This window comes from Arenibacter latericius DSM 15913 (assembly GCF_000424985.1).
GTDB lineage: Bacteria > Bacteroidota > Bacteroidia > Flavobacteriales > Flavobacteriaceae > Arenibacter > Arenibacter latericius.
Window position 1 is genome coordinate 1 of record NZ_AUKX01000028.1, and the last position, 13,136, is coordinate 13,136.

Sequence of the window (13,136 nt, forward strand, 5' to 3'; positions counted from 1 at the left end):
GGTCCGGTTGGACCGAAAGGAGATCAGGGAAATCCAGGTATTCAAGGCCCAGCAGGTCCAAAGGGTGATCAAGGAGACCCAGGAATTCAAGGTCCAGCAGGTAATGATGGAGCCCAAGGCCCTCAAGGTATTCAGGGTGAAAAAGGAGATAAGGGTGATCAGGGAGATCCAGGTCCCGCTGGTCCCCAAGGTCCAGCAGGAGATCCAGCCACAGATGATCAGACATTATCAACGAATGGGAATCCAGGTGATATAAGTATTTCAGGAGGTAACAATATTAGCCTAAACGTCAATGATGCCGATAGTGACTCAACCAATGAACTTCAAGACCTAAATCTAGCAGGTAATATATTAACGCTGACTAATCCGGCAAATGTAGGGAATCAAGTAGATTTAAGTGGTTATATGGACAACACAGATAACCAGAACATAGAAAGCCTTGGATTGTCTGGTACTACCTTAACAGTGGGTATCGAAAACGGAACCTCACAGACGGTTGACCTATCTAGCTTAATTGGTACGGATAATCAGACCGCCAGTGAAGTTAACATCAGCGACGCTGCAGGTAATTTCACCGCTACGGAAGTAGAGGGAGCCTTGGCCGAATTGGCCGCTAGTAGCACAGATGATCAATACGATGATGAAGTACCATTAAGAACGCCTATTGATGTTAATGAGGCTGGTAAAGATGCTATAACACTAGAAACAACGGTAGAAGAGGTAATCCAAGCAATAGCTCCAATCACCTCTAAAGCGGCAAGGATATTCTATCCCCCATCTATTGCAATTGATGCTTCAACAACTGGGACAGGTAGAACTTTAAATTTATATACAGAATATACGGACCAGTATTCGACACCTATGGTAGTAAGTGGGAGTGGAGCAAGTAAAGCTCCTACCGCCATCCCTACCTATGCAAATACAGAACTGTATTACTATATTACTTACTATGATAATACTGTATTTGCTAATGTCCAAATAAGTGATGTTGGGGTAATGACCTATGATGTAATTGCAACGCCAGCGGATTACAATTCCATAATTAACGTAGTTTTTGTTGTAAAATAATTTAAAAGCCTAATAACCAATTACAACCAACAATTTGAGACCGTACAATCCATATAGATCCTTATTTATCACGCTGGTATTTGCTTTGCTGAATATTACCGTAATTAGTGCGCAATTCTTGTTGCAAGCTCCTAACAGTAGTGATGAGCATAACTATAAATGGTATGAGGCATCGGATAGAAATACCGTATTAGGAACCGAATTTTTTTATGAGGTAACTCAGCCTGGAATCTATTTTGCTACCTATGATGGCACCCTTTGTGGGTCCAACGCCAGTGGTTATTTTATTGTAACCGATTGTTCTAGTCCAGATAACGAGGTTACCTTGGATGTTTCCAATAGGGTAAGTCCAACTGCAAATTTAAGCTGGTCGCCACCAATTAGCGGAGACCAGTTTATGGCAACAGTGACCGCTACCCAAGATGTTACCAAGTATACCGCTACGGTCAATAAGGCTGGAAATAACTTTATCCTTCCCAATTTTACCGTGGTTTGTATTCAACAAGCTGCTATCCTTGAGGATGATTTTGTTACGCTAGATGAAGATACCTCTGTAATAGTACCTATATATGATAACGATAGTAATATCCCCACAGAAGGGCTCTTAACCGCACCCAATCCGTTTAATGGTACTGTATTCATAGACGATAACGGTACGCCTAACGACCCATCGGATGATATTATGACCTTTACTCCAAACCCTAATTTTAATGGAAATACTTCTTTTACCTATACCGTCTGTAACGTTAAGGGCGATTGTAGTACCGCTACCGTTTATGTGGAAGTAGTACCAATAGTGGATGCCTTTGACGATACCGTAGATATAGTGGAAAATGAAGTTGTGGAAATTGATATTTTGGCGAATGATAATGATATTCCAATCATAGGCACTTTGGAGACCTCTAGTGCGACTAATGGAACTGTGGTGATTAACGATAACGGAACACCCAACGACCTCTCCGATGATACCGTAACCTATACCCCCGATGCTAATTATGAGGGGACAGATAATTTTACTTATACACTTTGTGATGATCTTGGGAATTGTAGCACTGCGAGTGTTACCGTTTTGGTAAATACCGATGGCACACCGGATCCAGATCCAGACACGGATGAAGAACCGGATGATTGGGGTAAAGATGTGGAAGTGTTTAATGTAATTACTCCGAATAACGACGGAATTCATGATGTATTAACGATAAAGAATATCGGAAGTTTCCCTAACAATACTATCAAAATATACAACCGTTGGGGAGTACTAGTTTATGCTACCAGAAGTTATAACAACAACACCAATAATTTTGACGGAACATCCCAAGGCAGGGTTACTGTTCAAGAAGATAATAAGCTGCCGACAGGTACTTATTTCTATATGTTAAACTTCACCAATGCGGATCAAAGTAAGAGCAAGACCCTAACGGGATACATTTATATAAATCGATAAAAGAATGTCGTATTCAGTAAAACTATTTTTATCTAAGCAATTATCCTTTCTGGGCCTGTTTCTACTATTGTTTACGGGGTCAGAGGTCATGGCACAGCAAGATGCTCAATACACCCAATATATGTATAACACCGTTAGTGTTAACCCCGCATATACCGGATCTAGGGGACACATAAGTATTGCGGCACTTCATAGGTCGCAGTGGGTGGGTTTAGATGGTGCACCCACTACCCAGACTTTAAATATGCACTCCCCAATCGGTTACAGAGGGGTAGGTTTGGGATTCTCAATTGTAAATGATAAGATAGGTCCCACTTCAGAAACCTATTTTGATGGTGATTTTTCTTATACCGTTCATACCTCTAGAGAGGGTAGATTAAGCTTTGGCCTTAAAGCCAGTGCTCATCTTTTAGATATACGTTTTTCAGAATTAAATCAGGATTATACTAATTCTAATGGGCCAGATCCTACTTTACAAAACGATATAGATAATAAATTCTCCCCTAACATTGGAGCAGGAGTGTATTATCGCACCGATAAATTTTATGTAGGGCTCTCTGTTCCTAGATTTCTACAAACTACTCATTTTGATGGAGCAGTACTTTCAACTGCAAAAGAAAGAATGAACTTTTATTTAATAACAGGCTATGTTTTTGATATAAATGCCTATTTAAAGTTTAAGCCTACGCTCTTAACTAAAATGGTGTCGGGAGCCCCTTTACAGGTCGATGTTTCTGCCAATTTCATGTTAAAAGAGAAATTTATTTTAGGAGCAGCTTACCGTTGGGATGCTGCAGTAAGTGCAATGGCAGGATTCCAAGTTTCAAGTGAGCTTTTAATTGGTCTTGGATATGACAGAGAGACTACAGAATTGGGGCAAGCTATGTTTAATGATGGTTCTTTTGAGATTATACTGCGATACGATTTTATAAGTCATATTACCAATCTAAAATCCCCTCGCTTTTTCTAATACCCGAAGCTGTTTTTTCGGACTCTCTTCCTTTCTTAATCTAGCTTTTTTAAGAAAGCATTAACCCTTATAATGGGGGAAAGCCTTATTTTTACGGTATGGAAGAAGAAAAAGTAATTTTAGTTAATGAGTCGGATGAGCCAATTGGGACCATGCCTAAAATGGAAGCTCATGAGAAAGCTTTGTTACACAGGGCTTTTTCGGTTTTTATTATGAACGATAAAGGGGAGACCATGATTCAACAAAGGGCGGCCCATAAATATCACTCGCCTTTAATCTGGGCTAATACTTGCTGTAGTCATCAAAGGGTAGGGGAGTCCAATACAGAAGCTGGAAAAAGAAGGCTGATGGAAGAAATGGGGTTCCAGGTGCCTTTAAAGGAACTATTTTCCTTTATCTACAAAGCTCCTTTTGACAACGGACTTACAGAACACGAGTATGATCATGTTATGATCGGTAAATACAACGGTGAGCCCAATATTAATCCCGAGGAAGTGGCCGATTGGAAATGGATGAAACCAGAGGATATAAAAGCTGATATCGCTGCAAATCCTGATAAATACTCAGCCTGGTTTAAAATTATTTTCGATAAATTTTACAATCATATTACAAAAGAGATGAGTGTCTTATGAGAGTAAAAGTTAGCAGGAAGGCGCATTTTAATGCGGCGCATAGACTATATAGACCGGATTGGAGTGATGAAAAGAATAATGAGGTCTTTGGCTTATGCAATAACCCTAACTTCCATGGTCATAACTATGAATTAGTAGTTAGTGTTACTGGTGAAATAGACCAAGAAACAGGCTTTGTAATGGATATGAAGGTGCTTAAAGACCTAATAAAAGTTAAGGTGGAAGATGTATTAGACCATAAGAACCTTAACGTGGAAGTCGATTGGTTTAAGACGAATAATCCAACCGCTGAGAATATAGCGGTTTTTATTTGGAATAAACTAAGGGCATTTATAAAATCTGATCTCGATCTAGAAGTCACCTTATTCGAAACGCCTAGAAACTTTGTAACCTTTTCTGGATAAATTAAAATTTTCGGAGCTTTGTAAGTTTCCTTGCCCTACAAGGAAAAGTTTAGGCAAATGCATCTACTTTTAAAAAAAAATAATCTAAATCTTAAAACATAAAGGAATATGAGCCTATACCCGTTGAAGTTTAAACCTATCCTTAAAGAAAGACTCTGGGGAGGAACAAAGCTAAAACAAGTACTGGGAAAGGAAATTTCTAGTGATATTACTGGTGAAAGTTGGGAGCTATCCGGGGTAAATGGAGATGTTTCTATAGTAGCAAATGGCGAATTAAAGGGGGGCTCCTTGCAAGAACTCATAGAAAAGTATCCTGAGGACCTATTAGGGAAAGGCGTTTTAGAGCGATTTGGAAGAGAATTTCCTGTCCTCATTAAATTCATTGATGCCAAACAAGACCTATCCATTCAATTGCATCCTAATGATGAGTTGGCTAAAAAGAGGCATAATTCTTTTGGAAAGACTGAAATGTGGTACGTAATGGATGCAGATAAAGATGCAGAGCTTATCGTAGGATTTAACAAGACCGTAACTAAAGAGGAATACGCAAAAAGTATTGAGGATAACACCTTGTTAGATTTATTAAACTATGAAAAGGTATCTGAAGGCGATACATTTTTTATCAATACCGGAAAAATACACGCTATTGGTGCAGGTGTACTCTTGGCAGAGATTCAACAAACTTCTGATATAACCTATAGGGTTTTCGATTTTAATAGGAAAGATAAGGATGGGAAATATAGGGAATTACATACAGACCTGGCATTGGATGCTATAGACTATGAGAAAAAGGACGACTTTAAAATTGCATATAGTCAAGATAAGGATAAGGTAAACGCAATGGTTACTTGCCCTTATTTTACCACTAATTTTTTAGATCTAACACAACCATTGGAAGTAGATGTTACCAATAGAAATTCTTTTACAATTTATCTTTGCGTAGAGGGAGCGGCAAGTATTACTAACGAATTTGGACAGGTTGATTTGCAAAAAGGGCAAACAATATTAGTTCCCGCAGTATCAAAGACTATACATATTAATACAACGAAAGCAAAACTTTTAGAGGTTACTATCTGAAATTGATTACTTTTGCATAAAATATATTACCAATGGCAAGTATAAGAGATTTAAAAAAAGACATCAATTACGTTTTAGGAGATATCATTGAAGCGGTTTATTTGGTTGACGCTTCTGACAATGGACAAGTTTCTAAAGAAGGTGAAGCTGTTATAGACAGTTCAATTGCTACTTTTGATAACCTGATTGAAAAAGTAAACAATAAGGAGGTTGAGAACAGAGCAGCACACCTTAAGGAAGTAAGAAAGGAATTGGAAACCAAAGCTGCGGCTTTAGTAGGAGAGCTTAATAAGTTAGGCTAACCAAAAAGACATTTCATTAATAAAAAAGCATCCATTTAAGGATGCTTTTTTTGTTTGGTCTAATAACACTTTATTAAAAAAACTCACGATACCCTTTGCTTTAAAATTTCCATTTTTTCAAAGGACAGATAAGCTTAGATATCTCTAGAAGTCTTATTTTTCTTGATTGGATTTTTGATCAGAGATGAATTGTTTAAGTTCTTTTCCATACTTAGAATTAGCTACTTCAGGGCTAAGGGTATTATTGATGGAATCTAAGTACTTAATATTGGCGTCCGATACTTCTTTTAGAGCAATATAAGGTGCAATATAAGAGTCGGTGTTATTCATGGCAAAGTTAAGAGCAAACAAGTAGCCTCGCTTTACATTCTTATCGCTAAGTTCTTGTAGAGAGTCCATTAGAGCTTGATTATTTTGAGCCTTAGGATCTAAACTAGTCTTTATATACTGCAGGTTTTGGGTGTTAAACCTAGACATTACTTTTTGGTACTCTGTTAGTTTGTCATGACTTTCAGATCCTTTGATAATAGGATTTAAATCAAACGTATTCCAAGCAGTATTAATAGTTATCTCACCTGGCTCACCAAAAAACATTATTCGATCGTTAATATCGTTATTGTCTTTTTTGTCTAAATAGAGGTAAAAGATTTCCGGACTTTCTATTTCGGTGGCAAAAGAAAAATTACCATCTCCTTTAACAATTAAAGAATCGATATTAATTAAACTGGTGTCTACAATATGCTGGAGGTAAAGCGTTCCCTTTTTTAATCCTTTTACCTTTCCGGAAACGGTCATGGTATTTTCGTTAGTTCCTGCACAAGAGGCAATAAAAGCAGCAATTAGCCCTGTGATAAATATTTTTTTCATCTGTTTAAATTTTATTGTTTTTTATCGGTCAGATGTAATTTGCCATTAAAAATTTCGGTTGGTGTCAACTTAATTGTTATGGCTCATTTCATAAGTAGATGTTTATTTTTTTTGTTGGTCTTAGGTGAACTTGCCATATGGCAGCTCGGTTCGCATAACCTAATTCATAATTAAGACCATGCTCATTTCATAGTTTTTTAACGGTGCGCAAATATCATTAAAGTTTGTGGAATTTTAAACTTTTGATGCAACTTCCATAAGAATAGTACAAAGAATTGCACCTCCAGTTCCCACCACATATCCAAAAACGGCTAATAGTACCCCTACAGAGGTAAGGGAAGGGTGAAATTCTGCTGCTACGATTGGGGCGGATGCTGCCCCACCTACGTTGGCCTGACTCCCCACAGCTAGGAAGAAATAAGGGGCTTTTATTAGTTTTGCCACTAGGATAAGTAGCCCAGCGTGAATGGCAATCCATATAAATCCTATCAGAATAAGTCCTGGGTTTTCTAATACCTTACTAAGGTCCATTTTCATACCAATGGTAGCAACCAAGATATAAATGAATACGCTACCAATTTTACTCGCTCCCGCACCTTCATAATTCTTAGCTTTGGTAAAGGATAATATAATTCCTATAATGGTAGCAATAACCACCATCCAGAAAAAGTTAGATCCTAAAAAGGATAAGAAACTTCCCTTATCACTTACGCTTTCAAAGGAACTTAGATAAGCACTTAAATAGTCTCCAAAGAAATGGGATAGTCCAACGGCAGTAAATGCAAAAAAGAGCATCATCATATAATCATTTAGCGTGGGGACTCTTGTAATTCGCTCAGAAAATTCGGAAACCGTTATCTTTAATTTTTCAATAGCTGAGGTATCGGCCTTAAGCCATTTATCTATTCGTTTGGTCTTCCCAACACCTAGGAGGATAATAGCCATCCATACATTAGCAACCACGATATCTACTAGGACCATACCGCCATATTTTTCTGGGTTATATTGGTATATTTCTAACATTGCAGCCTGATTGGCTCCACCGCCTATCCAACTACCTGCAATAGTAGATAAGCCTCTCCATACGGCATCAAAATCGTTTCCACCCACAGTCTCCGGTGAAAAAATGGAGACTATTAAGATTGCTATTGGACCACCAATAATAATACCGACAGATCCCGTTAAAAACATAATTAAAGCTTTAGAACCTAAGTTAGCTATAGCTTTCATATCTATACTCAAAGTCATTAAAACCAGGGCCGCTGGCAGTAAGTACCTACTGGCCATATAATAAAGATTGGAGGTTTCATCTGAAACTAGTCCGCTACTTGCTAAAATAGAGGGTAAGAGATAGCACATTAAAACAGCAGGAACAATATTGTAGAATTTACTCCAAAATCCTGTTTTTATAGAAGAGGTATAAAAAATGAACCCGAGACAAAGGGTAAGGAGTCCAAAAACAATGGTATCGTTAGTAATAAATGGTTCGGTCATAATATAATTAGTTCAATTTGGAATAAAATTAGTTAAATATACAAGTGTTGTTTTATATAATGGGCTACTCCATCTTCGGTATTCTTAAGGGTTATTGCTTGGGAAATCTCTTTTACTTCTTCCCTAGCATTTCCTACTGCAACCCCATGGCCGGCATGTTGAAGCATTTCTATATCATTGTAATTATCACCAAAGGCAATTACATCTTCTAGATTTTCTCCAGGATGTAATAATAAAGATATGGCAGTGAGCTTGGATACCGATTTTGGAGCTACTTCAATCAACGTATCGTTAGAACGATATAGATTTAAGGTATTAGAAAATGTCTTGGACAAGATAGGAAAGATAGTATCCATATTTTCCTTTTTGCCCATCATCATAATTTTGTGTCCGCCTAACTTTCTAGTATACCAATCTTTTAAAGTTAATTGGGTATCGCGAAATTGGGGGAGTGCCTTTGTATATTTTATTTCTTTCTGTACTCTTTCTGAGTCGGACTCCACATACCATTCATCTCCGGAATAAAGTCCTAGTTTTATATCTAATTTGTTTGCTTCCTTATATATACCTTCAATTAGGTCTAATTCTATAAAAGTAGAACTCAATTCTTTTTTCCCATTAAGGACCAAGGCCCCATTGTAGCAAATAATGGGCTGATCTTCAATTCCAAGACTTTTTTGGATATAGATCATGGATTTCGGCATTCTAGCAGAAACTAGAACAACTCGCATATGGTTCCTTATTCTTTTTATTTCATTGATGGTATATTCGGATACGTTGTCCTTATAGGTTAAAAGGGTGCCATCTAAATCGGAGCATAAAATCTTATAGGTCATTAAAGCGTATTCTATTGGATTGAAGTCCAAGGATTAGTTGGTGCCAAATATAAACTTATGCTGAAATATATGGAACTGATTTTATGTTAGATCCATATTTTCGTGACATAGTTTACTATATTGCCTTATTCATCCTTGCGTTTTGGCTCTCTTTTAGCCTCTTTAAGTCCCTTCATCAATATCCATTCTATTTGCCCATTAACACTACGAAACTCATCCGAAGCCCATTTTTCAATAGCCTTCAGCATGTCTTCGTTTAGTCTCAGGGCAAAAGCTTTCTTTTTACTCATTTTAACTTTATCTATTTTATCCGAATTCTAGAACTACTTGCTAGATAGTTGTGTTTTTTATTTTAGGCAACAGATTTTTTTCGATCGCCCATCAATAATTTCTTTTCAGACCTTTTAACTATCAAAAATTAATTATGCTTAGTGATTTAAGGTGCCAGAGTTTACTACAGGTGAAACATCCTTGTCCGAACATAGTACTACCATAAGATTACTAACCATGGCTGCTCTTCTTTCATCATCTAGATCAACAATATCCTTTTTACTAAGATGGTCCAAAGCCATTTCTACCATACTTACCGCACCCTCAACAATTTTATGCCTAGCCGCTACAATTGCTGTTGCTTGCTGTCTTTTAAGCATAGCATTGGCAATTTCTTGGGCATAGGCCAAATATCCAATCCTTGCTTCCAAAACTTCTATTCCAGCCATAGATAATCGCTCCTGAACTTCTTTTTCCAAGGCATCGCTTACCTCGTTAACACTAGAACGTAAGGTAATATCTTCATCTACACCCTCATCAGCAAAATTATCGTAAGGATACATGCTCGCTAGTTTGCGTACCGCAGCATCGGTCTGTACGCGTACAAAATTGGTGTAATCATCTACATCAAAAGCTGCTTTATAGGTGTTGGTAACCCTCCATACCAGAATGGTGCTGATCATTATGGGGTTTCCAAGCTTGTCGTTAACCTTTAATCGTTCACTATCAAAGTTGCTTGCCCTTAACGAAATTTTCTTTTTAGTATAAAATGGATTTACCCAAAATAAACCATTGGTTTTAATGGTGCCCATATATTTTCCAAATAAAAGAAGTACCCTAGAGCCATTTGGATTTACTAATACAAAACCGGGAAGAGTTAATAAAATAATTATTCCTAAAGGAAAGGCGTATACCATCATTCCATTAACGACAAGGATTATAGCGCCAATTATCATTAAGACTAGTAATCCTAGCATTAGATATCCGTTTGCAGGGGTAATGTTTTTTTCTTGTGTCATGGCTTAGTTATTTAATATGATATTATAATGATATCATAAATATATTAAAATATATCTAATGTCATGTCCTTTAATCAAGAACATTTTTAAGAAGAGGTCTAACATAGACTTATTCTTAGCAAAAGAAATCTAGAAGTAGTAGGTCTTAGCTATTAATAATTAGTAGGCACAACTATTCAAGTCTTTAATTTTAGGAATTAAACTTCTTGACTTTTTTCTTATTTGGATTTTTAAACAGTCGTTTAAAGAAGCCGTCTCTTTTTACCGGATCGCAATCTAATTTCCTTAACGCGGATGAGCTTGGGGACTTAAATCTAGCTTTTGTGACGTAATCAAAGGACTTGTCTACATTTAATTTTTGTGTCCATAGAGCAAAAATGGGTAATGCCGCATTTGCACCCTGGCCTAGGCTGGTACTTTTAAAGCCAATTTCGTGATTGTCTAATCCTACCCATGTAATGTTTAGTAACTTGGGGGTTAGAGCTACAAACCACGCATCTTTATTGTTTTGGGTGGTGCCAGTTTTACCTGCAATTTCATTTTTTAGGCCATAGGTAGACCTTAAGCGTGCCGCCGTGCCACTATTAACTGTAGCCTTCATCATTTGTATCATAATCTGGCCATTTTCATCAGAAAAAGCGGGCTCTTTAGAAATCTCTGGTTTAAAAGTGACAAGGGTAGAATCCTTTTCATTATTAATATGGTGAATGAGAAAGGGGGTAACTGACCTTCCATTGTTGAGGTAGCTAGAAAAGGCTCCTGCTAATTCATTTATTTTTATCTCTGCGGTACCCAAAGCCAAAGAAGGAGTTTGAGGCAGGTTGGTGGATATTCCCATTTTTTTTGCCTGTGATAATACGGCTGGGATACCAGTTTGTTCTAATACTTTTACTGCTACAGTATTCACCGAGTTGCTTAAGGCTTCTTCCATAGAATAATTAAGGTAAGCCTCGTCCTTATTTCCGGAGTTGCTAGGTGACCATCCCTCCATATTCTCGTATTCTACTTCCTGTGCAGAGAAATAGGTGCAAGGGTCTATTCCGTTTTCTAGGGCAGCAGTATAAACAATAGGTTTAAAGGCAGATCCAACTTGTCTTTTACTCTGTGAAATATGATCGTATTTAAAATTTTTAAAATTAATTCCCCCTATCCATGTTTTTACCGCCCCATTAGTTGGGTCTACGGAAAGGGATCCGGTATTTAAAAATTTAGCGTAATGTAATATGCTGTCTATGGAGCTAGCCAGTAAAGTGGTGTCTCCTTCCCAATCTGTTAAGGTAATTTGTTTTTTTACTCCCAAGGAGTCCATGATTTGTGATTCGCTTAACCCCGTTTTTTTTAATTTTTTATATACATCAGAACGTTGTATAATTTTTGAAATTAATTGTTTGTTGGTCTTCCATGGTGCCTTTTGCCCATAACTCTTTTCAAAGCTATTTTGAAGTTTTTGCATATGTTCTTGCATGGCTTCTTCGGCTAAGAGTTGCATTTTATAGTCTAAGGTGGTATATATTTTTAATCCCGAGGTATAAATATTGTATTCCTGTCCCTTTGCATTCTGTTCCTCTGTCCATTTTAAAAGGTGTTTTCTTACCTCTTCTCTAAAATAAGGAGCTATCCCATCATTGTGATCGTAATCCCGGTAATCTAATTTTAACGGGGTTAGCACAAGGCTGTCTACAGCCTTGGCATCTAAATACTCATTCTTCTCCATAGCGCGGAGTACTAGATTTCGTCTTTGTACACTGTTCTCTGGGAATACACGTGGATTATATCCGTAGGTGGCCTTTAACATCCCTACTAAGACAGCACTTTCTTCTACTTTTAGGTCCTTTGCCCTCTTGTTAAAAAACTTCAAGGCTGCACTTTCTATACCAAAGGTATTATCGCCAAAGGAAACGGTGTTTAAGTACAACATTATAATCTCATCTTTAGAGTAGCGTTTCTCTAGCCTCTTAGCAATAATCATTTCCTTAAACTTAGTGGCCACTAGTTGTAGCATTCCCGATCTTTCACGTGGATAAAGGTTTTTTGCCAACTGTTGTGTTATGGTGCTGCCCCCTCCAGAAGATTTGTCTTGCATGAGAATGGTTTTGATGGCTACCCTTCCAAGACTTGCATAATCTATTCCCGAATGTTCATAGAATCTTTCATCTTCAATGGCAATTAAAGCATCTATTAACTCTGGAGAAAGGTCTTCGTAAGCTATCGGTTGTCGGTCATACAAATAATACTTCCCAATCAATACGCTGTCGGCAGAGTATACTTCGGAAGCTCTATCATAATGGAAGTTAGAGAGGGCTTTCTTAGACGGGAGTTTTCCCCAAGCGCCTAAATATATACTTAATAGGAAGATGAAAAATAAACAACCTAATAAGCAAACCGCAATTGCAGCATATCTAAGCATCGGATTTTTTATCATTTTCAACATAAAGGATATCTTTTATGGGTGCAATATCAAATTTAATTATTTATAAGAGGTGTTTCTTAACAATACCTTTTAACGCTATCTGAAAAATTTCTCAACATCAATGCGCCATAGTCCGTATTGTAGATTTCTATTTAACTCCTATATAATAGTATCTATCATAAGTTGACTAGGCTAAAAAGTACTTCAAATAATTGGTTGAGTAAGGAGTAATAAAAAATCAAAATTTATACAAATTATTAGTTTTTGAAGTATTAGAACTATTTTTGACTTTAATAAGGAGAATAATACCCTGAATCAGTTGTAAACCGACGCATAAATAACG

At 37.1% G+C, this 13,136-nt stretch carries 13 protein-coding genes; 7 read left to right on the forward strand and 6 right to left on the reverse strand.

What is annotated here, in order from left to right; genetic code table 11:
• From H344_RS21035 to H344_RS0109915, 7 genes are all read left to right on the forward strand, one after another.
• Positions 1 to 1,068 (forward strand): collagen-like protein (locus H344_RS21035; RefSeq protein WP_051254249.1); only part of this gene is annotated, 1,068 nt, incomplete at its 5' end.
• A 34-nt stretch (positions 1,069 to 1,102) separates the two neighbouring features.
• Positions 1,103 to 2,512: an Ig-like domain-containing protein gene (locus H344_RS0109890; RefSeq protein WP_051254250.1), complete on the forward strand. Its 1,410-nt coding sequence runs from the start codon at positions 1,103 to 1,105 to the stop codon at positions 2,510 to 2,512.
• A 4-nt stretch (positions 2,513 to 2,516) separates the two neighbouring features.
• Entirely contained in the window at positions 2,517 to 3,482 is a 966-nt protein-coding gene (locus tag H344_RS0109895; RefSeq protein ID WP_026810175.1) for a PorP/SprF family type IX secretion system membrane protein, read from the forward strand.
• 98 nt (positions 3,483 to 3,580) lie between these two features.
• The gene (gene idi / locus H344_RS0109900; RefSeq protein ID WP_026810176.1) at positions 3,581 to 4,114 is read left to right on the forward strand and encodes an isopentenyl-diphosphate Delta-isomerase; all 534 of its coding nucleotides are present in this window, start codon (positions 3,581 to 3,583) and stop codon (positions 4,112 to 4,114) included.
• A complete protein-coding gene (locus H344_RS0109905; RefSeq protein WP_026810177.1) occupies positions 4,111 to 4,518 on the forward strand; it encodes a 6-pyruvoyl trahydropterin synthase family protein in 408 nt (135 codons plus the stop codon). The genes idi and H344_RS0109905 overlap by 4 nt, the downstream gene beginning before the upstream one ends.
• 108 nt (positions 4,519 to 4,626) lie before the next feature.
• Positions 4,627 to 5,595, forward strand: coding sequence for a type I phosphomannose isomerase catalytic subunit (locus tag H344_RS0109910; protein ID WP_026810178.1), 969 nt, complete (start codon positions 4,627 to 4,629; stop codon positions 5,593 to 5,595).
• A gap of 32 nt (positions 5,596 to 5,627) precedes the next feature.
• Positions 5,628 to 5,897, forward strand: a complete 270-nt coding sequence (locus H344_RS0109915) for a hypothetical protein (RefSeq protein ID WP_026810179.1) — start codon at positions 5,628 to 5,630, stop codon at positions 5,895 to 5,897.
• A gap of 153 nt (positions 5,898 to 6,050) precedes the next feature.
• On the opposite strand, the gene H344_RS0109920 is transcribed toward H344_RS0109915, so the two are convergent.
• The 6 genes from H344_RS0109920 to H344_RS0109945 all read right to left on the reverse strand — a co-directional run bounded on the left by H344_RS0109920 (position 6,051) and on the right by H344_RS0109945 (position 12,814).
• A complete protein-coding gene (locus H344_RS0109920) occupies positions 6,051 to 6,764 on the reverse strand; it encodes a DUF4369 domain-containing protein (RefSeq protein ID WP_026810180.1) in 714 nt (237 codons plus the stop codon).
• Between the two features lie 234 nt (positions 6,765 to 6,998).
• A complete protein-coding gene (locus tag H344_RS0109925; protein ID WP_026810181.1) occupies positions 6,999 to 8,258 on the reverse strand; it encodes a DUF819 family protein in 1,260 nt (419 codons plus the stop codon).
• A gap of 32 nt (positions 8,259 to 8,290) precedes the next feature.
• On the reverse strand, positions 8,291 to 9,094 hold the full coding sequence (locus tag H344_RS0109930) for a Cof-type HAD-IIB family hydrolase (RefSeq protein WP_026810182.1): 804 nt from the start codon (positions 9,092 to 9,094) through the stop codon (positions 8,291 to 8,293).
• 125 nt (positions 9,095 to 9,219) lie between these two features.
• Positions 9,220 to 9,384 carry an Arc family DNA-binding protein gene (locus H344_RS21415; protein ID WP_084148767.1) on the reverse strand — a complete coding sequence of 55 codons (165 nt, stop codon included), beginning with the start codon at positions 9,382 to 9,384 and terminating at the stop codon, positions 9,220 to 9,222.
• 138 nt (positions 9,385 to 9,522) lie between these two features.
• On the reverse strand, positions 9,523 to 10,383 hold the full coding sequence (locus tag H344_RS0109940) for an SPFH domain-containing protein (RefSeq protein ID WP_026810183.1): 861 nt from the start codon (positions 10,381 to 10,383) through the stop codon (positions 9,523 to 9,525).
• Between the two features lie 190 nt (positions 10,384 to 10,573).
• On the reverse strand, positions 10,574 to 12,814 hold the full coding sequence (locus tag H344_RS0109945) for a transglycosylase domain-containing protein (protein WP_026810184.1): 2,241 nt from the start codon (positions 12,812 to 12,814) through the stop codon (positions 10,574 to 10,576).
• Positions 12,815 to 13,136 lie beyond the last annotated feature (322 nt).